This is a genomic window from Streptomyces sp. NPDC020983 (assembly GCF_044333485.1).
In the GTDB taxonomy this organism is placed as follows: domain Bacteria; phylum Actinomycetota; class Actinomycetes; order Streptomycetales; family Streptomycetaceae; genus Actinacidiphila.
The window spans coordinates 423,676-445,529 of the sequence record NZ_JBIRRA010000003.1; the positions used below are offsets into that span (position 1 = coordinate 423,676).

The 21,854-nt window shown below is 74.6% G+C and carries 20 protein-coding genes and 7 tRNA genes; 12 read left to right on the forward strand and 15 right to left on the reverse strand.

Annotated elements, in window-relative coordinates; translation table 11 throughout:
• Nucleotides 1-208 precede the first annotated feature (208 nt).
• Entirely contained in the window at nucleotides 209-2,425 is a 2,217-nt protein-coding gene (locus ACH4SE_RS08185; protein ID WP_398542487.1) for an elongation factor G-like protein EF-G2, read from the forward strand.
• A gap of 158 nt (nucleotides 2,426-2,583) precedes the next feature.
• Nucleotides 2,584-4,254 (forward strand): hypothetical protein, encoded by a 1,671-nt coding sequence (locus ACH4SE_RS08190; RefSeq protein WP_398542488.1) that lies wholly within the window; start codon nucleotides 2,584-2,586, stop codon nucleotides 4,252-4,254.
• Between the two features lie 16 nt (nucleotides 4,255-4,270).
• Here the strand turns inward: ACH4SE_RS08190 and ACH4SE_RS08195 are convergent, their stop codons facing one another.
• A complete protein-coding gene (locus ACH4SE_RS08195; RefSeq protein WP_398542489.1) occupies nucleotides 4,271-4,828 on the reverse strand; it encodes an HIT family protein in 558 nt (185 codons plus the stop codon).
• 66 nt (nucleotides 4,829-4,894) lie between these two features.
• Between ACH4SE_RS08195 and ACH4SE_RS08200 the strand changes: the two genes are divergently transcribed.
• Complete coding sequence (locus tag ACH4SE_RS08200; protein WP_398542490.1) at nucleotides 4,895-5,554, forward strand: potassium channel family protein; 660 nt, start codon at nucleotides 4,895-4,897, stop codon at nucleotides 5,552-5,554.
• Between the two features lie 21 nt (nucleotides 5,555-5,575).
• Here the strand turns inward: ACH4SE_RS08200 and thrS are convergent, their stop codons facing one another.
• From thrS to ACH4SE_RS08215, 3 genes are all read right to left on the reverse strand, one after another.
• Nucleotides 5,576-7,558, reverse strand: a complete 1,983-nt coding sequence (thrS, locus tag ACH4SE_RS08205; RefSeq protein WP_398542491.1) for a threonine--tRNA ligase — start codon at nucleotides 7,556-7,558, stop codon at nucleotides 5,576-5,578.
• A 206-nt stretch (nucleotides 7,559-7,764) separates the two neighbouring features.
• Nucleotides 7,765-9,015, reverse strand: coding sequence for a PP2C family protein-serine/threonine phosphatase (locus ACH4SE_RS08210; protein ID WP_398542492.1), 1,251 nt, complete (start codon nucleotides 9,013-9,015; stop codon nucleotides 7,765-7,767).
• The gene (locus ACH4SE_RS08215; protein ID WP_398542493.1) at nucleotides 9,012-10,643 is read right to left on the reverse strand and encodes an ATP-binding protein; all 1,632 of its coding nucleotides are present in this window, start codon (nucleotides 10,641-10,643) and stop codon (nucleotides 9,012-9,014) included. The genes ACH4SE_RS08210 and ACH4SE_RS08215 overlap by 4 nt, the downstream gene beginning before the upstream one ends.
• 225 nt (nucleotides 10,644-10,868) lie before the next feature.
• Here ACH4SE_RS08215 and ACH4SE_RS08220 point away from each other — a divergent pair, with 225 nt between their 5' ends.
• A complete protein-coding gene (locus ACH4SE_RS08220) occupies nucleotides 10,869-11,309 on the forward strand; it encodes a response regulator (RefSeq protein WP_398542494.1) in 441 nt (146 codons plus the stop codon).
• 82 nt (nucleotides 11,310-11,391) lie between these two features.
• Here ACH4SE_RS08220 and ACH4SE_RS08225 read toward each other — a convergent pair.
• From ACH4SE_RS08225 to ACH4SE_RS08240, 4 genes are all read right to left on the reverse strand, one after another.
• Nucleotides 11,392-11,463, reverse strand: a tRNA-Val gene (locus ACH4SE_RS08225).
• 38 nt (nucleotides 11,464-11,501) lie between these two features.
• Nucleotides 11,502-11,963, reverse strand: a complete 462-nt coding sequence (locus tag ACH4SE_RS08230) for an SRPBCC family protein (protein WP_398542495.1) — start codon at nucleotides 11,961-11,963, stop codon at nucleotides 11,502-11,504.
• Nucleotides 11,964-12,052: 89 nt separating this feature from the next.
• Nucleotides 12,053-12,124, reverse strand: a tRNA-Val gene (locus ACH4SE_RS08235).
• A gap of 52 nt (nucleotides 12,125-12,176) precedes the next feature.
• Nucleotides 12,177-12,599: a TIGR02611 family protein gene (locus ACH4SE_RS08240; RefSeq protein WP_398542496.1), complete on the reverse strand. Its 423-nt coding sequence runs from the start codon at nucleotides 12,597-12,599 to the stop codon at nucleotides 12,177-12,179.
• 182 nt (nucleotides 12,600-12,781) lie between these two features.
• Here ACH4SE_RS08240 and ACH4SE_RS08245 point away from each other — a divergent pair, with 182 nt between their 5' ends.
• Nucleotides 12,782-13,195 carry an SsgA family sporulation/cell division regulator gene (locus ACH4SE_RS08245; RefSeq protein ID WP_003959770.1) on the forward strand — a complete coding sequence of 138 codons (414 nt, stop codon included), beginning with the start codon at nucleotides 12,782-12,784 and terminating at the stop codon, nucleotides 13,193-13,195.
• 200 nt (nucleotides 13,196-13,395) lie between these two features.
• Nucleotides 13,396-13,971: a CGNR zinc finger domain-containing protein gene (locus tag ACH4SE_RS08250; RefSeq protein WP_398542497.1), complete on the forward strand. Its 576-nt coding sequence runs from the start codon at nucleotides 13,396-13,398 to the stop codon at nucleotides 13,969-13,971.
• A 16-nt stretch (nucleotides 13,972-13,987) separates the two neighbouring features.
• Here the strand turns inward: ACH4SE_RS08250 and ACH4SE_RS08255 are convergent, their stop codons facing one another.
• Nucleotides 13,988-14,119 carry a hypothetical protein gene (locus ACH4SE_RS08255; protein ID WP_398542498.1) on the reverse strand — a complete coding sequence of 44 codons (132 nt, stop codon included), beginning with the start codon at nucleotides 14,117-14,119 and terminating at the stop codon, nucleotides 13,988-13,990.
• 381 nt (nucleotides 14,120-14,500) lie between these two features.
• Complete coding sequence (locus ACH4SE_RS08260) at nucleotides 14,501-14,962, reverse strand: hypothetical protein (protein WP_398542499.1); 462 nt, start codon at nucleotides 14,960-14,962, stop codon at nucleotides 14,501-14,503.
• A 123-nt stretch (nucleotides 14,963-15,085) separates the two neighbouring features.
• On the opposite strand from ACH4SE_RS08260, the gene ACH4SE_RS08265 reads away from it, so the two are divergent.
• Entirely contained in the window at nucleotides 15,086-15,601 is a 516-nt protein-coding gene (locus tag ACH4SE_RS08265) for a DsbA family protein (protein ID WP_398542500.1), read from the forward strand.
• 171 nt (nucleotides 15,602-15,772) lie between these two features.
• Here the strand turns inward: ACH4SE_RS08265 and ACH4SE_RS08270 are convergent, their stop codons facing one another.
• From ACH4SE_RS08270 to ACH4SE_RS08280, 3 genes are all read right to left on the reverse strand, one after another.
• Nucleotides 15,773-16,576 (reverse strand): GNAT family N-acetyltransferase, encoded by an 804-nt coding sequence (locus ACH4SE_RS08270; protein WP_398542501.1) that lies wholly within the window; start codon nucleotides 16,574-16,576, stop codon nucleotides 15,773-15,775.
• Nucleotides 16,577-16,891: 315 nt separating this feature from the next.
• Nucleotides 16,892-17,713 (reverse strand): aminotransferase class IV, encoded by an 822-nt coding sequence (locus tag ACH4SE_RS08275; RefSeq protein ID WP_398542502.1) that lies wholly within the window; start codon nucleotides 17,711-17,713, stop codon nucleotides 16,892-16,894.
• Nucleotides 17,710-18,858 (reverse strand): chorismate-binding protein, encoded by a 1,149-nt coding sequence (locus ACH4SE_RS08280; RefSeq protein ID WP_398542503.1) that lies wholly within the window; start codon nucleotides 18,856-18,858, stop codon nucleotides 17,710-17,712. The genes ACH4SE_RS08275 and ACH4SE_RS08280 overlap by 4 nt, the downstream gene beginning before the upstream one ends.
• 290 nt (nucleotides 18,859-19,148) lie before the next feature.
• On the opposite strand from ACH4SE_RS08280, the gene ACH4SE_RS08285 reads away from it, so the two are divergent.
• The 5 genes from ACH4SE_RS08285 (at nucleotide 19,149) to ACH4SE_RS08305 (ending at nucleotide 19,620) form a co-directional block, all read left to right on the forward strand.
• Nucleotides 19,149-19,221 (forward strand) — tRNA-Gly (locus ACH4SE_RS08285).
• Nucleotides 19,222-19,256: 35 nt separating this feature from the next.
• Nucleotides 19,257-19,330 (forward strand) — tRNA-Cys (locus ACH4SE_RS08290).
• A 1-nt stretch (nucleotide 19,331) separates the two neighbouring features.
• Nucleotides 19,332-19,403: transfer RNA gene (locus tag ACH4SE_RS08295), tRNA-Val, on the forward strand.
• A 34-nt stretch (nucleotides 19,404-19,437) separates the two neighbouring features.
• Nucleotides 19,438-19,509: transfer RNA gene (locus ACH4SE_RS08300), tRNA-Val, on the forward strand.
• 36 nt (nucleotides 19,510-19,545) lie between these two features.
• Nucleotides 19,546-19,620, forward strand: a tRNA-Val gene (locus ACH4SE_RS08305).
• 115 nt (nucleotides 19,621-19,735) lie between these two features.
• Here ACH4SE_RS08305 and ACH4SE_RS08310 read toward each other — a convergent pair.
• Entirely contained in the window at nucleotides 19,736-20,044 is a 309-nt protein-coding gene (locus ACH4SE_RS08310; RefSeq protein ID WP_398542504.1) for a zf-TFIIB domain-containing protein, read from the reverse strand.
• A gap of 34 nt (nucleotides 20,045-20,078) precedes the next feature.
• Nucleotides 20,079-21,173 (reverse strand): phosphotransferase family protein, encoded by a 1,095-nt coding sequence (locus ACH4SE_RS08315; protein ID WP_398542505.1) that lies wholly within the window; start codon nucleotides 21,171-21,173, stop codon nucleotides 20,079-20,081.
• Between the last annotated feature and the right edge of the window lie 681 nt (nucleotides 21,174-21,854).

Below are 21,854 nucleotides of genomic sequence, written 5' to 3' on the forward strand. Positions count from 1 at the left end.
GCCCGCGGCCCCGGGGCACGGCCCCCGGCGACGGGCCCGCGTACGACGTATGGACGGCGCCGGAGGGCCGTGGGAAGGTCGAAAGACCGCGGGCGTCGCCTTGGGGCCGCCTCGGACGAGTACGCGCGGTCGTGACGCGGTGTCCCGGAGCGCGCCCCCGTGACGGGGCGCGGACCCCGTACGGGCAGGATCCGGGAGGCGAGTGCGCATGGGTGCAGCCGACAGGAACGGACAGCCAGGGGCCGCCGGAAGGGCACCGGCGGCCGACCACCCCGGCAAGGTGCGCAACGTGGTGCTGGTCGGCCACAGCGGAGCGGGCAAGACGACGCTGGTGGAGGCGCTGGCGCTGACCACCGGCGCGGTGAACCGCGCGGGCCGGGTCGAGGACGGCGGCTCGGTCTCCGACCACGACGAGATCGAGCAGCGGCAGGGGCGCTCGGTGCAGCTGTCGCTGGTGCCCGTCGAATGGGACGGCATCAAGGTCAACGTGCTGGACACGCCCGGGTACGCCGACTTCGTCGGGGAGCTGCGGGCCGGGCTGCGGGCGGCGGACGCCGCCCTCTTCGTCGTGTCGGCGGCACAGGACGGCGAGGGCGTCGGCGGCGCGACGCGCATGGTGTGGGAGGAGTGCGCCGCGGTCGGCATGCCGCGCGCGGTGGTCGTCACGCACCTGGAGTCGGCGCGGGCCGGCTTCGAGGAGACCGCGGCCCAGGTCGCCCGCGAGCTGGGCGGCGACGACCCGGACGCGGTGCTGCCGCTCTACCTGCCGGTGCACGGCCCCGCCGGCCCCGACGGGCACGCCCCGGTGACGGGCCTGGCCGGGCTGCTGACGCGGCGGGTGTACGACTACTCCTCCGGCGAGCGCGCCGAGCGGGAACCGCCCGAGGAGCTGCTGCCGCTGCTGGCGCGGTCCCGCGACCGGCTGATCGAGGGGATCATCGCCGAGAGCGAGGACGAGACCCTCATGGACCGCTACCTGGGCGGCGAGGACGTCGACGTCGGCACGCTGGTCGCGGACCTGGAGCGCGCGGTCGCCCGCGGCACCTTCCACCCGGTGCTGGCCGCGGCCCCCGCCGCCGCGGGCGCCCGGCAGGGGCTCGGCACCGTCGAACTGCTGGAGCTGGTCACCGGGGGCTTCCCGACGCCGCTGGAGCGCACCGTGCCGCCGGTCACGGCGCGGGACGGCGGGCGCACCACCGTGACCTGCGACCCGGACGGGCCGCTGGCCGCCGAGGTGGTCAAGACCTCGTCCGACCCGTACGTGGGGCGGCTCAGTCTGGTGCGGGTCTTCTCCGGGACGCTGCGGCCCGACGACACCGTCCACGTGGCCGGCCACGGCATGGAGGACCGCGGCCACGAGGACCACGACGTGGACGAGCGGGTCGGGGCGCTGACCTCGCCGTTCGGCAGCCACCAGCGCCCGGTGCCGTCCGCCGCGGCCGGCGACCTGGTGTGCGTGGCGAAGCTGGCGCGCGCCGAAACCGGCGACACGCTGTCGGGCGCTGACCGGCCGCTGCTGATGGAGCCCTGGCAGATGCCGGACCCGCTGCTGCCCGTCGCGATCGAGGCACACAGCAAGGCCGACGAGGACAAGCTCTCGCAGGGCCTGTCCCGGCTGGTCGCCGAGGACCCGACGATGCGGCTGGAGCAGAACCGGGCCACCGGCCAGGTCGTGCTGTGGTGCATGGGCGAGGCGCACGCGGACGTGGCCCTGGAGCGGCTGCGCGGCCGCTACGGCGTGCGGGTCGACGCGGTGCCCTACCGGGTGCCGCTGCGCGAGACCTTCGGCCGGCCGGCCGCCGCACGCGGGCGGCACGTCAAGCAGTCCGGCGGGCACGGCCAGTTCGCGATCTGCGAGATCGAGGTGGAGCCGCTGCCGGCCGGCTCGGGCATCGAGTTCGTCGACAGGGTCGTCGGCGGGGCGGTGCCGCGGCAGTTCGTCCCGTCCGTGGAGAAGGGGGTGCGCGCCCAGGCCGCCCGCGGGGTCGCGATGGGCTTCCCGGTGGTCGACATCCGCGTCACGCTCTCGGACGGCAAGGCGCACTCCGTCGACTCCTCCGACGCCGCCTTCCAGACCGCGGGCGCGCTCGCGCTGCGGGAGGCCGCCGCCGGGTGCCGGATCGACCTGCTGGAACCCGTCTCCGAGGTGGGGGTGCTGGTACCGGACGCGTACGTCGGCCCGGTGATGAGCGACCTGTCGGCGCGCCGCGGGCGGGTCCTCGGCACCGAGCCGGCCGGGCCGGGGCGCACGCTCGTACGGGCCGACGTCCCCGAGATCGAGATCGGCCGCTACGCGGTGGACCTGCGGTCGCTGGCGCACGGCACCGGGCGCTTCAGCCGGCACTACGCCCGGCACGAGCCGATGCCCGCGGCGCTCGCGGCGAAGCTGCGCGAGCAGGGGGCCACGTCGGCCGCTGCCCGGTGACTGCGCCCAACACCCGGCGCACGCCGGAGCGTTGGCGTCGCATCGGCGGCTCGCGGGCCCACCGCGGGCCGCCGCGCCGGTAATCTGGTGACTGCTCCGAACGTGTGACACGCACTCCGGCGGGGAATGGGCCGGTCGGAGCCGGGTGGTGCGGCGGCATGGCGGACTGGGGGCAATCGGTGACGGACGGATTCGACTTCAGCCCCGGGGCTCAGGTCCCGCTCACGGGCACCGACGGCGAGACCGGCGCGACGCAGGCCCTCGCCTCCGCGGCGTACCGGGACTCCCCCATGCAGGCGCTGGTCGACATCAACGACGCCACCAAGATCAAGCCGCCCCGCCTGACGCTCTTCGAGCCCAACCTCGGCGAGGCCTGGTCGCGGGCCGTGCAGTCACGGATGCTCGGCGGCGCCCGCGGCGAGCTCGTCCAGTCCTTCGGCGTCGAGCCGCAGACCGTCGTCGAGCACTGCCTGGCCGCCAACCGCATCCGGCAGGAGCGCGACACCCGGCTGACGGTCGTGATGGGCGTGTTCGGTGTGCTCTTCCTGCCCGGCGTGCTGGTGTGGCTCGGTGCCTTCCAGCTGCGCAAGTCGCTGGGCAACGCGAGGGCCGGCGGCAAGAAGTACGGCGTGCTGGGCGGCGCGGTGCTCTTCGTCGCCGTCGCGCTGGCCGTGCTACTGGCGGTCAAACCGCCGTTCTCCGGCTTCTGGCGCCAGTACTTCCGGGTCATGATGATCGCCCCGGTCATCGGCTGGTTCTATGCCAAGCGGATCTGCGAGCGCACCGCCAAGGACCTGCGCGACCGCTGGGACGGCCTGGTCAAGGGCAGCGGCGTCGGCGCGAAGATCCCCGAGGCGGTGCCGCGCAACCCCGCCCAGATCAAGGCCGAGACACTGCGGCAGTCGCTCGCGAAGCTCTCCGCCGAGCAGCGCAGCAACGTCGTCTTCTACGCCGGCCCCAGGGGGATACTCGGCATGGGCAGCCGCTGGGGCAGCTGGCACATGGCCGAGGAGCTGGTGCCCGCCGAGGGCGTCACGGACATCAACCCCTTCCGCAGCTGGGACGTCATCCGCGCGATCCACGACCGGCTGCGGATGCTGGAGCGCACCCCGCTGCACACCGGCGGCTTCACCAAGCCGTCGATACGGCACTGGATCGTCGTCCCGACCGGCGAGGGTGCCACGAAGATCTCCCGGCCGACCGGCGCCGAGGTCGACGCGTTCACCGTCAAGGACTTCGAGATCCAGCGGATCTGCAACACCCAGCAGTTCGGCAAGGGCAACCGCCACTACCTGGGCATCCAGTTCACGCTGTGGGACGGCAACCTCGTCATCACCCTCATGACGACGGTGACCGTGCTCGCCCACACCCTGCGGGTCGACGTCACCGCGCACGCCCTCGGCCCGGTCAACGGGCTGTTCACCTCGGGCCCGTCGGCCAAGACCAAGACCGTCAGCAAGTCGGTCAGGTTCTGGGAGACCAGGACCGTCAACCTGCCGCTGATCGACTCCACCGAGGTCGTCCGGCTCGCCGCCCGCGCCCCGCTGACCTGGTTCCCGCCCGTCCTGGACCACCTCGGCGGCAGCATCACGCTGCCCGAGCCGTTCGGGCTGCGCCACACCTGGGCCGACAAGCCGTGGGGCCACCGCTTCATGGCCGACGACGCGCTGCGCGCCGCCACCCCCGTGCTGCGCGCGGTGCACGCCGCCGCGATCCAGGTCATGGCCGAGAACGGCGTGGACACCACCCACTTCAGCAGCCGCTCGTCCTCCCTCAGCGGCGCGGTGCAGAGCGCCGAGCCCAAGAGGGCCGACGCCTACGACGCCTGACGCCGCGCCCGGCCCCTCAGCGGGGCCAGACGTCCGCGAGGAGCTTGCGCGTGTCGGCCAGGAGCTGCGGGAGCACCTTCGTGTGGCCGACGACGGGCATGAAGTTCACGTCGCCGCCCCACCGCGGCACCACGTGCTGGTGCAGGTGGGCGGCGATGCCCGCGCCCGCCACGGCGCCCTGGTTCATGCCGATGTTGAAGCCGTGCGCGCCGGAGGCGCTGCGCAGCGCCGCCATCGCCCGCTTGGTCAGCTCCGCCAGCTCCATCGTCTCGGCGGCGTCCAGGTCGGTGTAGTCGGCCACGTGCCGGTAGGGCACCACCATCAGGTGCCCGCTGTTGTACGGGTAGAGGTTGAGGACCGCGTACACGTGCTCGCCGCGCCTGATGACCAGCCCGTCCTCGTCCGACTCCGCCGGGATCGCACAGAAGGGACATCCGTCGCCGGCGCCGGGGCCGGTGGGCTTGTTCTCTCCCTGGACGTACGCCATCCGGTGCGGGGTCCACAGCCGCTGGAACGCGTCCGGTACCCCCGCTCCGTGCATGTGCTCCGGCTCACTCGTCATGCCGCTCAGCATAGGACTTCCCCGGCAGGGGGCGTGTCGCCGGGCCCCGGCCCGGGCCCGTACGGCGATCCTGGCCCGATGGAGGACCACGACCGGCTGCAGCGCTGGCAGAACCGCAGCGAGACCCCGCTGTTCCTGCTGTCGACGCTCTTCCTCGCCGCGTACGCCGTGCACGTCCTGGCCCCGGGGCTGCCGCGGGCCGCGCACACCGCGCTGCTCGCGCTGATCGGCGCGGCCTGGGCGGGCTTCCTGGCCGACTACGTGGTGCGGGTCCGGCTCAGCGGCCGGCGGTTCGGCCCGCGGTACGTCGCGCACCACCTGCTGGACACCGTCGTCCTGCTGCTGCCGCTGCTGCGCCCGCTGCGGGCGGTGCAGATCTACCAGGTGCTCCAGCGCCGCCACGCCCAGCCGCGGCTGAGCCTCTACGGCCGGGTCATCGCCTACGCCGGTCTCGCCACGGTGCTGCTGGGCTTCGCGGGCGCGCTCGCCGTCTACCAGCAGGAGCGGGGCGCGCCGGGCGCCACCATCGTCACCTTCGGGGACGCGGTGTGGTGGGTGTGCGAGACGCTCACGACGGTCGGCTACGGCGACGTCACGCCCGTCACGGCCGGCGGCCGGACCATCGCGGCCTTCCTGATGGCGATGGGCCTGGCCCTGCTGGGCGCGGTGACCGGCTCCTTCTCCTCCTGGCTCTTCCAGGTCTTCGCCCGCGAGGGCGAGCTGCCCCCGGACCGCTGAGCGGCCGGGGGCAGCGGATCCTCACACCTGGACGCGGCGCTCCACCACGTCCACCAGCTTCGCCAGCGCCTGGTCGCGCGGGATGCCGTTCTCCTGCGAGCCGTCGCGGTAGCGGAAGGACACCGTGCCGTTCGTCATGTCCTCGTCGCCGACGATGATCATGAACGGGACCTTGAGCTTCTGGTGCGTGCGGATCTTCTTCTGCATCCGGTCCGAGGAGGCGTCCACCTCGACCCGCAGCCCCTTGCGCTTCGCCTCGCCGGCGAACTCCTCCAGGTAGGGCACGTGCGCGTCGCCCACCGGGATGCCGACGGCCTGGACGGGCGCGAGCCACGCCGGGAAGGCGCCCGCGTAGTGCTCCAGCAGCACCGCGAAGAAGCGCTCGATCGAGCCGAAGAGCGCCCGGTGGATCATGACCGGCCGCTGCCGCGAGCCGTCCGGGGCGGTGTACTGGAGGTCGAAGCGCTCGGGCAGGTTGAAGTCCAGCTGCACCGTGGACATCTGCCAGCTGCGGCCGATCGCGTCCTTCGTCTGCACGGAGATCTTCGGCCCGTAGAAGGCGGCGCCGCCCGGGTCGGGCACGAGCGGCAGGCCCTGCTTCTCGGCCACCTGGCGCAGCGTCTCGGTGGCCTCCTCCCACACCTCGTCGGAGCCGACGTACTTGTCCTCGTCCTTGGTGGACAGCTCCAGGTAGAAGTCGGTGAGGCCGTAGTCGCGCAGCAGGTTGAGCACGAAGGTGAGGGTCTTGTCGAGCTCCTCGGCCATCTGCTCCTTGGTGCAGTAGATGTGCGCGTCGTCCTGGGTGAAGCCGCGGGCCCGGGTCAGGCCGTGCACCACGCCCGACTTCTCGTAGCGGTAGACCGTGCCGAACTCGAACAGCCGCAGGGGCAGTTCACGGTAGGAGCGGCCGCGCGCGTCGAAGATCAGGTTGTGCATCGGGCAGTTCATGGGCTTGAGGTAGTAGTCCGTGCCCTCGTCCAGCTGCATGGGCGGGTACATGCCGTCGGCGTACCAGTCCAGGTGGCCCGACGTCTCGAACAGCGTGCCCTTGGTGGCGTGCGGGGTGTAGACGAAGTCGTAGCCCTCCTCCTCGTGCCGGCGGCGCGAGTAGTCCTCCATCACCCGGCGCACGATGCCGCCCTTGGGGTGGAAGACCGCCAGGCCCGAGCCGATCTGCTCGGGGATGGAGAAGAGGTCCAGCTCGCTGCCGAGCTTGCGGTGGTCGCGCTTGGCGGCCTCCTCCAGGAAGTCCAGGTAGGCCTTCAGCTCGTCCTTGGTCGGCCAGGCGGTGCCGTAGATGCGCTGGAGCATCGGGTTCTTCTCGCTGCCGCGCCAGTACGCCGCCGCGTTGCGCATCAGCTTGAAGGCCGGGATGAGGCGGGTGCTCGGCAGGTGCGGGCCGCGGCAGAGGTCCTTCCAGCACAGCTCGCCGGTCTTGGCGTCGAGGTTGTCGTAGATGGTCAGCTCGCCGCCGCCCACCTCGACGTCCGCGCCGTCCTCGCTGCCGGCCGAGGAACCCTTGAGGCCGATCAGCTCCAGCTTGTACGGCTCGGCGGCGAGTTCCGCGCGGGCCTCGTCCTCGGTGACGACCCGGCGGGAGAAGCGCTGGCCGCGCTTCTGGATCTCCTGCATCTTCTTCTCGACGGCCTTGAGGTCGTCGGGGTGGAAGGGCTTGTCCACGTCGAAGTCGTAGTAGAAGCCGTCCTTGATGGGCGGGCCGATGCCGAGCTTCGCCTCGGGGAACAGCTCCTGCACGGCCTGCGCCATGACGTGCGCGGTCGAGTGGCGCAGGATGTTCAGGCCGTCCTCGCTGGTGATCTCGACCGGCTCGACGGTCTCGCCGTCGGAGAGGACGTACGTCAGGTCGCGCAGCTCGCCGCCGACCCGGGCCGCGACGACGGACCGCTCGCCCTCGAAGAGCCCGGCGGCCGTCGTGCCCGTCGTGACCGTCCGCTCTTCCGGTTCGGCGGAATCGCGTCTGATGATCACACGGAGGTCTGACACCGGTCTGCTCCTGACTGAGGTCTACGGACCGCGGCGGGGGTCGCCGCACGCCTGAATCGTACCGAGCCGGGAGGTCCGCCCGCGCAGGCCGTCCACAGGCGCCCGGGGCCGGGCCGCCGGGCGCGGGGCGCGCGGCGTGCCGGTGACGGGGACGGCACGCCGCGGGTGAGCCGCCGCGGCCGGGAGAACCCGGGAGGAAGGGGCCCTCAGCCGCCGTGGCCGACCTCGTGCGTGCCCCGCGGCGTCCGGGGCGCGGGCAGGCGGCCGGTGGCCGTCCAGGTGAGCAGCAGGACGGCGACGTCGTCGAGGTGCCGCCCGCCGTCCAGGGCCCGGGTGGCGGACGTGAGGTGGTCCAGGAGGGCCTGGCCGTTCGGTTCGGGGGCGGCGGCGATGACGCTGATCAGGCCCTCGGTGCCGAGCCGCTCCGGGCCGCTGCCGGCGTGGCCCTCGGTGAGCCCGTCGGTGTACAGCAGCAGCGAGCCGGCGGTGGGCAGCGCTGTCCGCGAGGTGCGCCAGTCCTCGGCGCCGGGCAGGAAGCCGAGGGCGATGCCGGGCCGCGCCGCTACCTGGACCGCCTGGCCCTTCTCGACGAGCAGCGGCGCCTCGTGCCCGGCGAGCGTGATGTCGGCGTAACCGCCCGCCGGGTCCAGCCGCAGCGTCGCGACGGTCGCGAACATCGCCGGGTCGGTGCGCTCGGCGACCAGGATCCGCTCCAGGAGGGCGAGCAGGGCGGCGTCCCGGTAGCCGCCGAGGACCAGGGTGCGCCAGGCGATGCGCAGGCAGACCCCCATCGCGGCCTCGTCCGGGCCGTGGCCGCTGACGTCGCCGATGACGGCGTGCACGACCCCGTCCGCGGTCTCCACGACGTCCAGGAAGTCCCCGGCCAGCAACGCCCCCTCGCGGCCGGGCAGGTAGCGGGAGGCCGGTACGACGCGCGGGTCGGACGGCAGCATCGGCACCGGCAGCAGGCCGCGCTCCAGCCGCTGGTTCTCCTGCGCGCGCTGCTGGTTGGCGCGCAACTGCGCGGCGGTGTGCTCGACCTGCTTGCGGTGCACGGCGTAGCGGATCGCGCGGTCCAGCAGTTCGCCGGTGACCGCGCCCTTGACGAGGTAGTCCTGGGCGCCGGAGGCCACCGCCTCGGCGCCCGCGGTGTCCTCGGCCAGGCCCGTCAGGACGATGACGGCCGCCTCGCCGCAGGCCTCCTGCACCCGGCGGACCCCGCCCACGCCCCGCGCGTCGGGCAGGTGCAGATCCAGCAGGACGCAGTCGGGCGCGTGCCGGGTGGCCTGCACGATGCCCTCGTGCAGGCTCTGCACCCACTGGAGGTCGACGTCGAGCATGGTGTCGGCGAGGTACTCCTCGACGAGCAGCGCGTCGCCCGGGTCGTCCTCGACGAGCAGGACGCGCAGACGGGTCTGGGCCGGCGTCTCCGCCGGCCCGGTTGCCGCAAGGTTCACCGCTGGTTCTCCTGGGTCGCGGCGGCCGCCGCGACGGGGGCCGGCCCGGGCAGCGTGAAGGCGATACGCGTTCCGGGGGTGTGAGCGGGGTCGACGGCGATGGTCCCGCCGTGGAATTCGACGATCTTCTTGCACAGGGCCAGGCCGATGCCGTTGCCCGGGTAGGTCTCGCGGGTGTGCAGCCGCTGGAAGATGACGAAGACCTGCTCGGCGAACTCCGGCCCGATGCCGATGCCGTTGTCGCTGACGGCGAAGTGCCACAGGCCGTCGTCGTCGGCGTGGGCGGTGAGCCGGATCCGCAGCGGGCGCTCGGGGCTGCGGAACTTGACGGCGTTGGAGAGCAGGTTCTGCAGCAGCATGCCCAGCTGGGTGGCGTCGCCCATGACCGTCGGCAGCGGGTCGTGCTCCACCTCGGCGCCGGACTCCTCGATCACCACGCTCAGCGCGTCGGTGGTGCGGGCGAAGATCTGCTCCAGGTCGACCTCGGTGGTCTCGGCGTTCAGCCGCCCGACACGGGAGAAGGCGAGCAGGTCGTTGATGAGGGTCTGCATGCGGTTGGCACCGTCGACGGCGAAGCCGATGTACTGCCCGGCGCGTTCGTCGAGCTGGTCGGCGTAGCGGCGCTGCAGCAGCTGGCAGAAGCTGGCGACCTTGCGCAGCGGCTCCTGGAGGTCGTGCGAGGCGACGTAGGCGAACTGCTCCAGCTCGGCGTTGGAGCGGCGCAGCTCGGTGGCCTGCTCGTCCAGTTGCAGCCGGTTGGCGTCGGTACGGGCGAGCTCGCGGACCAGCCGGACGCGCATCGACTCGACGCCCGCGGCCACCTGCCGCACGTCGGCCGGCCCGGTGGGGGTGACCGGGTGGTCGAAGATGCCGTCGGCGACGAACCGCACGTCGCCGGACAGCTGCTCCAGCGGGCGCGTCACACCGCGGCGCAGGCCGACGAAGACGGTGGTGGTCAGCCCGAGGATGACCGCGCCGATGGCGGCGAAGAGGGCGTCCCGCTCGGTGGTGGCCGAGTGCAGCTGGGCGCGGGCGCCGTCGCGGGCGTGCTGGATGGTCTGCTGCAGCCGTCCGGCCGCGGCGCGTACGGCGTCGAATTCCCTCTTGCCCTCGTCGGCGCGGTCCGCGGCCAGCGCGACGGGCGCGCCGGGCGGGGCGGCGGCGATCGGGTCGGCGACGCGCCGCTGCCAGACCCCGGCCCGCTGCTCCAGCGCGTCCAGGTCGCGCATGACGTCCGCGCGGTCACCCATGGCCGAACGCAGCCGGGCGGTGTAGGTGTGCTGGTCGGTGACGCCGCTGTGGTAGGGGTCGAGGAATTCGGACTGGCCGGCGAGGCCGTAGCCGCGGATGCCGGTCTCCTGGTCGGTCAGGGCCGACTCCAGCCGGACGGCGGCGACGAAGGCGGTGTCCGCCGTCAGCACGTGGTCGGTCAGCGTCGCGGAGCGGGCCAGCACCCAGCCGCCGGCCGCGCCGAGCACCAGGAGGACGCCGAGGAAGGAGGCGACACCCAGGGTGAGCCACCGCCGGGTGGTCCAGCGCCCGGCGACCACCACGGCGGGCGGCGCGGACGCTGTCGGGGCCGGAACCCGCCGGGGCCCCGTGGACTGCTGCGGTACGTCAGTGTGCACCCCTGCTCCTCACAGCCTGCCGCGCCTGTGCCGCGTGACGCCGGCTCCGACCGGTCCCGCACGTACGGCGTCCGGTTCGGCGCCCGCCATCGTACCCGTTGCGACAGGTCGGGGCGGGCCCGGGCGGGCGCTCCGCAGAGGCTCGATTGTCCGTGCGCGCGAGGCTGCATATCCTGCCCCTGACCGGACGGACGCCGCCCCGTCCACAACGTCAGGAGCACCGCAGTGAACTCCCTCGCCCCGCGCCACGCCTATCACGTGCTCCTCGTCGAGGACGATCCCGCGGACGCGCTGCTCGTCGAGGAGGCGCTCACCGGCCGCGGCATCGAGCGCGAGATCACCCGGGCCGACGACGGCATCGAAGCACTCGACCACCTGCGCAATCCCGACAACCCCCGTCCCGACCTGATCGTCCTGGACCTCAACATGCCCCGGATGAACGGCCGTGAACTCCTCGGCGTCCTCAAGGAGGACGGCGACCTGCGGACCATCCCGGTCGTGGTGCTCACCACCTCCGCGACCCCGGCGGACGTGAGTTCGGCCTACGAGCGGCACGCCAACGCGTACGTCACCAAGCCCGTCAACCTCGACGACTTCCTGGAGTCCGTGCGCAGCATCGACCAGTTCTTCCTGGAGACCGCGACCGTCCCGCGCCAGGAGGACTGATCCGCCGTCCGGGCCCCCGGCCCGGACCCCGGGAACGACGAAAGGGCCGCCTCGGAAGGCGGCCCTCAGTCGTGCTGTGCGGTGGGCGATACTGGGATCGAACCAGTGACCCCTTCGGTGTGAACGAAGTGCTCTCCCGCTGAGCTAATCGCCCGGGACATCGAGAACCTTACAGGTGAACGCGCCACGCGTTCAAACGACATGGCCGCCGCCCCCGGCCAGGCGGGCGCGCATGCCGCGCAGGCCCGCGTACATCATCAGCGTGTGGTTGGCGAGGAAGAGGGGGCGGCCCGGAACGGCGAGGCGGCGCATCAGGGGCTTGCGGACGACGACCTCCTGCTCGAAGACCAGCCGGGTGCCGTGGCCGGCGGGACCGGCGGTCCAGCGGACCCAGCCCTCCAGGTCGCCCTCCAGCGCGGCTTCGAGGACACGGCGCCGCGGGTCCTGCCGGGTGGCGCGGGCGGTCACGACGAGGTCGTACGGGAGCAGGGAGCGGAAGACGAGCACGCCGGTGGTCTCGCCGGTGGGCCGCACCTCGCGGACCTGCGGCCACCACTCGGGGTAGGCGTCGGGGCGCTCCAGCACGCGGTAGACGGCTTCGGGGCCCGCGGCCAGCCGCCAGAGGCTGCGGAATCTGTAGTGACTCCAGTCCATGGAGCCAGTGTGCGCGCGGTGCCGCGCCGCGGGGGCGGAAACGCCGAGGGTCCCGGAGCCTGTGACGGCTCCGGGACCCTCGGTCCGGGTGGGCGATACTGGGATCGAACCAGTGACCCCTTCGGTGTGAACGAAGTGCTCTCCCGCTGAGCTAATCGCCCCGGCGTGCGGACCACTTTACCGCACCCGCACGGCCCTCCCGACCAGCCGCCGTCACATCGCCTTCCACGGCATCGTGAAGCCGAAGGCGAGCACGTACCAGACCGCCAGGCCGGCGAGGGCGAGCACGAGCACCGTGCCGATCAGCAGGTTGCGGCGGCGGACCCGGGGGTCGGCGGCGGCCCTGGCGAAGTCGGCGACCTTGCGGCGCGTCCAGCGCAGCACCTTCTGCGCCCAGACGAACTCGGTCCCCCAGATCGCCATGCCGCCGAAGATGATCAGCCAGCCGGGGCCGGGCAGCGGCAGCAGGACGACGCCGCCGCCGATCACCGCCAGGCCGACGACGAAGATCCCCACGCGCCACACGGCGTGCAGCGTCCGTGACCGCTGGACGAAGCCGGGGGCACGCGAGCCGAGCCGGGAATCTTTGGCCACGGCTTCAGCATTCTGGTCACTCTCCGCTATCACATATGCCAACGTACCGGACGACGCGGCACGAGCCGAAACGACCCTTCCACCCTTCTCATCACTAGTCCGGACGAGCTACCAGAAGCCTCACAAACCCCTCAGAGGGGTTTACAACGTCCCCGCAAGTGGCATGTCGATTTCGCCGACGTGCGAATCCCCGAGCGCACACTGAGCGAAAGGCCCTGGCGCTTATGAACACCACGGTCAGCTGCGAGCTGCACCTGCGCCTCGTTGTGTCGAGCGAATCCTCACTGCCCGTCCCCGCGGGCTTGCGGTACGACACGGCCGATCCGTATGCCGTGCACGCCACCTTCCACACCGGAGCCGAAGAGACGGTCGAATGGGTCTTCGCCCGCGACCTGCTCGCCGAGGGGCTGCACCGCCCCACGGGCACCGGAGACGTCAGAGTCTGGCCGTCCCGCAGCCACGGTCAGGGCGTCGTGTGCATCGCCCTCAGCTCCCCGGAGGGCGAAGCCCTGCTCGAGGCCCCGGCGCGGGCCCTGGAGTCCTTCCTGAAGCGGACGGACGCCGCGGTCCCGCCGGGTACCGAGCATCGCCACTTCGACCTCGACACCGAGCTCTCGCACATCCTCGCCGAGAGCTAGCAGAGGTCACCGACCGTCCGCGGCCGGTCCTACTCGGGGGGACCGCCCGGACACCCAAGGCGGCGCAGGCCCGCGCCGGCCGCCTGACACCGCAGGAACGAGAGCCGCCGCGGTGGGGCCGAGACGCCCCACGGCGGCGGCTCTCGCACGCTAGAGTCACCGGAACGCAGCCGAACGACGACGCCGGCAGGGAGCGTTTCGTGCTGATCAACCATGACACCAGGTGCGCGCTCGACAGCGTGGTGGACCTGCTCAACACCGCGCCCGCGAGCGACGGCCGCGAGCGGCTCGCCGAGGTCGCCGATCTGCGGGCCTTCGTCGACCGGCGCGACATCAGCGAGGTCGGCCGGCTCGACCGGCAGGACCTCGCCGCGGTCCAGGCCGTACGCGCCCGCTTCGCCGAGGTCTTCGCCGCACCGGACGACGCCGCCGCCGCGGGCCTGCTCAACACGCTGATCGCCGCCGCGAGCACCACGCCGCGGCTCACCGACCACGACGGCTACGACTGGCACGTGCACTACTTCGCGCCCGGCGCCTCGCTGGCCGACCACCTCGCGGCGGACTGCGGCATGGCGCTCGCCTTCCTGATCGTCGCCGGCGAGCGCGAGCGGCTGCGCCGCTGCGACGCCCCCGACTGCCGCAGGGCCTTCGTCGACCTCTCCCGCAACCGCTCCCGGCGCTACTGCGACAGCCGTACGTGCGGCAACCGGCTGCACGTCGCCGCCTACCGCGCCCGGCGGCGCGAGGCGGGCGACCCCGCCGAGGCGAACGCCTAGCGGGACGCCCGGCGGCTCACAGGAAGATCAGGTCGTACGCGGCCCCCAGGCCCAGCAGGCCGCCCACCACCAGCAGGAAGAGCATCAGCGGCGGCTGCGAGAGCGCGTAGAGGCACCCTTGCGCCTCCGCCGCGGGCCCGGACGCCACGCAGTCCCCGTCGCCCTCAGCCGGCGCGGACCGGGGGCTCCCCGCGGGCCGCGCCGGGCGCGTCCGGCCGGGGGCGGGACGCGGAGCGGTCCGGGTGGGCCGCGGGGCGCGCGGAGCAGGGACGGGGACGGCGTCGGAGGCAGCCGGCACGGCACGGTCCGGCCGCCGCTCAGCGGCGACGCGGTCGCCAATGGTGGGCAGCACACGATGATCTTCGCCCAGCCCGCGGCCGCCCGCGGCCCAACCCGCGGACTTCGCCGTGATCTTCAGCACTCCGGGGGCAGGCGTTCGCCCTCCGTCGAACGGCGGTCGGCCCCCCGCCCGGGCCCGCGCCCTCCGCGGGCCGGGCAGGCGGGTGCGCCGGCCCGGACGGGGGCCGCGTCAGATGCCGCGGCGCTTGAGGATCTCCTCGACGTCGGCGAACTCCGACAGGCCGCCGTCCGCGCCGCGCGAGCGGCGGCCTGACGCCGCCGGGCGGTCCGCGGCGATCGCCGGGGCCTCCGGCCCGCCCCGCACCGCCGCCGGGCCGCGCCCGGCCGCGCCGCCGCCCTCCGGGACGCGGGCGGAGATCAGCCGCGTCACCCCGTACAGCAGCGCGGCGACGGCGAGCACGCCGAAGCCCATCCACACGGTGGGCTTGAAGACCAGGTCGGCCGCCCAGTGCGCGGTGGCCGTGCCGATCTTGCGGCCCAGCGTCACCAGGCCGGCCAGGGCCAGCCCGACCGGCACCAGCGACACCGCGGCGATCCTGGCCGCCGCGAGGAAGCGGCGCCGGTAGGCCGTCATCACGGCGATGCCCAGACCGCCCGCGGACAGGGCGGCACATAGCGTCGTGGTCAGCATTCCGCGGCTCCCGTCCGTCGGTCCCTCCCATCGTGCCTCTCCCCGCTCGCGGACGGCCACGGTCGGCGCGGATGTTCAGGGGGATCTCCGGGGCGCCTCCTCCGCGAGTGGGAGACTGGGCGCATGGAAAGCCCCGGCCCAGCCGCCTCCGCCCCCACCGTCGTGCTCGAAGTCTGGTGCGAACTCCAGTGCCCCGACTGCCGCACCGCCCTCGGCGACATCGCCGCCCTGCGCGAGCGGTACGGAGCGGCGCTCGACGTCCAGCTGCGGCACTTCCCGCTGCCCAAGCACCAGCACGCGCTGGCCGCCGCCCAGGCGTACGAGGAGGCCCACGCGCAGGGCCGCGGCTGGGAGTACGCGGAGGCGGTGCTCGCCCGTGCGGAGGAGCTGGGCACGGTCGGCGAGCCGCTGCTCGTCGAGGTCGCACGCGAACTCGGGCTCGACGCGGAGGAGGTCGACACCGCGCTCGTCGACGGGCGGCACCTGCTCGTCGTCGACGCCGACGAGGCCGAGGGCCGCGCGATCGGCGTGACCGGCACCCCGACGTACGTCATCGCCGGCCGGCGCCTCGACGGCGGGAAGTCGCAGGAGGGCCTGCGCGCCCGCATCGAGTCCCTCGCGGACGGCCTCCTCGCCTAGGGCGCGCCCGCGCCGTCCCGGGCCCGTCCGGAAGGCGCCGGAGCGTGCCGCGCACGCACGGACCAGGGCCGCGGGGACGGCCCGCCCCGCCCCCGCCCACCGAAGGCCACCGCACCCAACCGCGGGGCGCGGGGAAGACGCGCGGGCGGCGGCGGAGCGTCCGGGGACGGCCTACAGGCCCTTCCAGAAGTGACGGGTCCGCACGTCGTAGCCGAGCGCGGCGTAGAGGCGGAGCCCCGCCGTGTTGCCGGTGAGGACGTCCAGCCTGATCTCCCGCGCCCCCGCGGAGCGGCACGCGGGTTCGGCGGCCAGCATGAGCGTGCGGCCGAGACCGCGGCCGCGGTGGGCGGGCGCGACCTCCACCGCGAGCACCCACGCGGGCGGCGGGTCCGTGCGCAGCCAGAGGCGGCCCACCGTGGCGCCGGCGGCGTCGAGGGTGAGGACGCGGCTGCCGGGGAGCGCGGTGGCGGCCGAGGCCGCGGCCTGCTGCGCCGCCCGCTCGGCGGTAAGACCCGTCCCGGCGAGCGCCTCGGCGTACGCGCGCTGCTGTTCCGCGAGCCACTGCGCCACGCAGGCGGCGTCCGGCTCGTGGAGGCGCAGGCCCGGCGGCAGGGGCGCGGGGCCGGGCGCGGCGGGCAGTTCCTTGCCGAGGGTGCGGTTGGCCTCGGTGTAGCCGAGGGCCCGCACGATGCGCAGCCCGTACGCCGCGGCCGGCGGGACCGCGGCCGTCACACGCGTGCAGCCCCACTGGCGCAGCACTTCCTCGGCGGCGAGCGCGGCGACCGTTCCGCGGCCGCGCCGCCGGTCGGGCCCGTCGACGGTGAGCGCCTCGATGCGGCCCGAGCCGCCCGGCGCCTCGGCGGTCAGCCGGAGCCCGCCGACGGGACGGCCGTTGACGCACACGGTGAAGTCGCGCGACCTCCCGCCGCCGGGCTGCGCGCGCTCGGCCCCGGCCGGCCTGAGGGTCGTCGTCATGAACCTTCCCCCTTCGCCGCCCCCGCGCGGCGTCCGGCGGGGGTGCGGCCGAGTGTACGGCGCGGCTCCGGGCCGGGTGCCGGGAAGGCACCCGGCCGTGGGGGCCCGGCCCGCCCGGCGCAGGGGGCCCGCTTCTCGGCGCGCGGGACGCCCGGTCGGGACCGGCGGCCGTGGCGGTCGCGATGCCGACCACCCGGGCGGCTGCGGGCGAATTCGGCCCCCGGGCCCACCCGGGCGCCGCGGAACGGCCGGTGGTACCCGTGGCCGCGAATCCCGGGCGCAGCCGGGTGGGGGTTGCCCCGGGACCGTGCGGTGCTACGGGTTGGGGTGCGCCGCGGCCCGCTCGGCGAAGACCTCCATGGCCTTGGCCGTCACCGGGCCGGGTGCGGCGGGCAGTTCGCGGGCGTCGACCCGGTCGACGGGCTGGAGGTCGCGCAGGGAGGAGGTGATGAAGACCTCCTCCGCCTCGCCCAGGGCCTCGTACGGCAGGTCCTCCTCCAGGGCGCCGCACCACTCGATCACGAGCTCCCTGGTGATGCCGGCGAGGCAGCCGGAGGAGAGCGGAGGGGTGAGGAGGCGGCCGTCGAGGACGACGAAGACGTTGGAGCCGGTGCCCTCGCAGAGCCGACCCGTGGTGTTGGCGAAGACGGCCTCGGTGGCGCCCTGCTCGCGGGCCCGGGCGAGGGCGACGACGTTCTCGCCGTAGGAGGTGGTCTTCAGGCCGGTGAGGGCGCCGCGTTCGTTGCGCGTCCAGGGCACCGTGACGACGGCGCCGGACGCGGGGTGCGCGGGGGACGGGCTCGCGGCGACGACGAGGGTGGGGCCGGATTCGCCGCGGTCGGAGCCGAGCGGGGAGATGCCGCCGGTGTACGTGATCCGCAGCCGCCCGTGCGGCAGCGGGTTGGCGGCGAGAACGGCCTCGCACGCGCGGACGACCTCGGCGGTGTCCGGCTCGGGCAGGCCGAGGCCGAGCGCGGAGCGGGTCAGCCGCCGCAGGTGCCGGTCGAGGGCGAAGGCGTGGCCGTCGGTGGACTTGAGCGTCTCGAAGACGCCGTCGCCGACGGTCAGGCCGTGGTCGAGCACCGACACGGTGGCGTCCGCGGTGTCCCGCAGCCCGCCGTCCACCCAGATCCTCACCGCTGTGTCCTCCCACTGCCGCTGTCGTTGGTGCCGCCGGCCCCGGCGCCGTTCTCGCGCGAGGGCTGCGGACCCGCCACCTCCGACGCTACCGCCAGCAGCCGCCGGGCCTTCAGCTCGGTCTCCTCCCACTCGCCCGCGGGGTCGGACCCCCAGGTGACTCCCGCGCCGGTGCCGAAGCGCAGTTCGGGGCGGCCGGCGGCGTCGCGGCCGATCCAGAAGGTGCGGATGCCGACGGCGAGCGCGGCGGTGCGGCGGTCGGCGTCGACCCAGCCGACCGCGCCGCAGTACGGGCCGCGCGGCGCCGTCTCCAGCTCGCCGATGACCCGCAGGGCGCTGGACTTGGGCGCACCGGTGACGGAGCCGGGCGGGAAGGCGGCGGCGAGCAGCTCGGGCCAGCCCGCGCCGGGACGCAGCTCGCCCCGCACCGTCGAGACGAGATGGGTCAGCCCGGGGTGCGGTTCGACCGCGCACAGCGCGGGGACGGTGACCGAGCCGGTGGTGCAGACCCGTCCCAGGTCGTTGCGCACGAGGTCGACGATCATCACGTTCTCCGCGTGGTCCTTGGGCAGGAAGTCGTCCGCGGTGGGCGCGGTGCCCTTGATCGGGCCGGACTCGACGGTCGTGCCGCTGCGGCGCAGGAACAGCTCGGGCGAGGCGGTGGCGACCTCGACGCCGTGGGCGGGCAGCCGGACGGTCGCCGCGTAGGGCGCGGGGTTGCCCAGCTCCAGGACGGCCGCGAGCGCGTCGACGTCCGGTGCCCCGCCGCCGGGGCCGGCCGGCAGCGGGGCGCGCAGCACGCGGCAGAGATTGACCTGGTAGACGTCGCCGGCGGCGATACGGGCGCGGATGGCGCGCACACCGGACTCGTAGGCGCCGCGGTCCAGGGAGGACGTCCAGGCGGCCGCGTCGGGGCCGCGCCAGTGGGCGGCCCGGGCGGCGGCCGCGGCGCCGGTGTCCGGTCCGATGCCGGAGCGCGGGAGGCGGCGGACGTCGGCGAAGCGGGCGCAGCGCACGCGGCCCTCGAAGTCCGCGACGACCGCCCAGAAGCCCGCGGAGTCCAGCGCCGCCGGATCCGCGGTGACGTCACGCAGCCCGGTGGCGACCAGCCCGTGGAAGCGGGCCAGCGGGACGAGATCGCGCACGGTGCTTCCCCGGGAGGCTGGAGCGGTCGGAACCCGAGTCTAAGGTGGGCGGGCCGTCACGGCCGGGAGGGCCCCGGCGGGGCGTGCGGGGAGCCGCGCACGGCACGCACGCAGGGCTTTCACCCCTCCCGCACACGGCCCGCGGAGCGCTCGCGCGGGGCGGCCCGGGGACCGCCGCGGCGCCAACTCGCCGTCATTGGCCCGGCACGCTGCGGAAACCGGTTTTTGAGCTGGACCCGGAATCCGCTAGAGTTCAACGCGTCGCCCCGGAGTTGTTGCGGAGCAGACCTGCGGACGTGGCTCAGTTGGTAGAGCATCACCTTGCCAAGGTGAGGGTCGCGAGTTCGAATCTCGTCGTCCGCTCGATGTGGGGGATCCCTCTGGGAGCCTCCGCTGTTGGTGGAGTGGCCGAGAGGCGAGGCAACGGCCTGCAAAGCCGTCTACACGGGTTCAAATCCCGTCTCCACCTCCAAGGACGATTAGCTCAGCGGGAGAGCGCTTCCCTGACACGGAAGAGGTCACTGGTTCAATCCCAGTATCGTCCACTGAGCCCTACAGGGCTCTGAGCAGCACCTTCCCGCGCGATTAGCTCAGCGGGAGAGCGCTTCCCTGACACGGAAGAGGTCACTGGTTCAATCCCAGTATCGCGCACGCGGTTCGGCGCCCCTCGTGGGCGCACGCCATCCCGGACGATTAGCTCAGCGGGAGAGCGCTTCCCTGACACGGAAGAGGTCACTGGTTCAATCCCAGTATCGTCCACCAGCAGCCGGTGACGGCGGCACGCAGCGTACGGCAGAGGGCCCGGAAGCATCGGCTTCCGGGCCCTCTGCCGTGGGCCTGGCGGGACGCGGCCGGCCCGGGTGGGCCGGCCGCCGGGTCAGGACGAGAAGAGCATGTGTGCGAAGCCGCCGTGGCCGTGGTGCTTGTGCCCGTGGCCGTGGCCGTGCCCGTGGCCGTACTGCGGGGCGCCCCAGCCGGGGGCCTGCGGGTAGGCGGGCGGCGGGACGGGGGCGGCCGGGTAGGCCTGCGGCGGCGGGGCGGGCTGGTTCCACTTGCCTTCGAGCTGCGTCAGGGCCTCGAGCTCGCCGTAGTCGAGGAAGATGCCGCGGCAGTTCAGGCACTGCTCGATCTGGACGCCACTGCGGTTGAACGTCTGCATCTGGCCGTGGCACTTGGGACAGACCATCGTCGAATCAACTCCTCGCTTCGAACACGTGAGTTCACTCTAGATGGGCGATACGGGCGCAGGTGGCCACGAGTTCGGACTCGGCCTCGTCGAGCTCGCGCCCGTCGCGGGCCGCCTTGGCGACGCCGATCGCCGCGGTCTGGACCGCCAGCGCCCGCGCGGGCACGTCCAGTTGCCCCCAGGGGTCGCCCTCCGGCGGCACGGCGGGGCCGCCCGCGGCGCGGTAGGCGGCCAGGAAACGCGCCCACGCCTCCGGCTCCAGCAGGCCCGCGGCGAACCACATCGCGGGGCGCGCCAGATCCCACGCGGCCGGCCCCGTGCCCAGGTCGTCGACGTCGATGAGCTGCCAGGGACCGTCGGGCGCCGGGTGCCGTACGAGCTGGCCCAGGTGCAGATCACCGTGGCAGAGCGCGGCGGGCCCCGGGCGCGGGGCCTCGTCCCTGGCCCACGCGGGGAGCCGCCGCCACGCCCGCCGTACGGTACGGGCCGCCGCCGAGTCCGCGACGCCACGCAGCCGGGCCACGGCGAGCGCGGCCTTCGCGGGGCCGCGCATCGGCGGCAGCGGGCCCGGCAGGACGCCCGGCGGCACCTGGTGGAGCCGGGCGAGCAGCGCCGCCGCCTCCGCCCAGGGCGCGGCCCCCGGGTCGTGCCGGTCGACCGGCACACCGTAGGGCCAGGCACTCACGGGGCGGCCGCCCGCGGCCACGGACAGGACCGCGGGACCCGCACCGGCCCCCTGCGCGGGCGCGCCCTGCGGCAGGGGGGCCAGCAGGATGCCGCGCACCGCCGGGTGGCCGGCGACGCCGACACGGACGGCGAGCGCGGCGGCGTCCGTACCGGGCGCGTGCGCCTTGGCCACGACCGCGCCGACCCGTACGACCGTGCCGTCGGGGCGGTCGGCGAGCACGGTGGTGGCGGCGGGCACGGTGGGCTGGGCGGCCAGCGGCCCGGCTGCCCGCCGGGCCGCCTGCGGGGTGCGCCGGGCGGCGGCCGCCGCCGTCGCGGCGAGGGCGGTGACGAGGGCGTCGTCGGCGACCGGGACGGCACTGCGACGGCGTACCGCCTGCCGGTCGATACGGACCGTCCCGCCCCGCCGGGCGGCTCCGGACTGCTCCCCCGTGGTCGTCATTGGCCCAGTCAAGCATCCCGCCGCCACTGCGGCCCGGCGAAGCCGGTCGCCCGGGGGCCGTCCGGGTTGCCCCCGGAAACGCCCGCCGCGGACACCCGGCATGCGCCGTGTCCGGGTGGGCCCGGCTGTCCTCCCGGCCGCGGGGGCGGGGGCCGGGGAGGCCGGTGACCCGGGGGGAGGTCGGGGGCCCGGGGGCCGCCGGACCGGAGGGCTGGGGGCCCGGAGGCCGCGGGCCGGGAAGCCGGAGGCCCGGGGGCCCAGGGGCGACCGGCCCGGAGGCCCGGATGGCCCGGGGGTTGGGGGCTGGGGAGGCCCGGCGGGCCGCAGTGGCGGCGGGATGGCCCGGAGGGCGGGGGCCCGGGGCCGCCGGGCCGGGGGGCCGGGGGGCCCCAAGAACCGGGGAGGGTCGGGGGCCGCCGGACCGGAGGGCTGGGGGGCCGGAGGCCGGGGAGACCGGCCCGGAGGCCCGGATGGCCCGGGGGTTGGGGAGGCCGGTGACCCGGGAAGCCGAGAGCCGGGGAGGCCCGGGGGCCCGGAGCCCGGGGAGGGCGCGCCGGTATCGGTCGTCGCTCACGCCGGGCGGAGCCGGACAGCGCAGTGCCCGGGCATCCGCAAGGGATGCCCGGGCAAGCGCAGTCGTCCGTCCTACCCCCGTCCCCACGGGGTCCGCCGGTGAGTCCC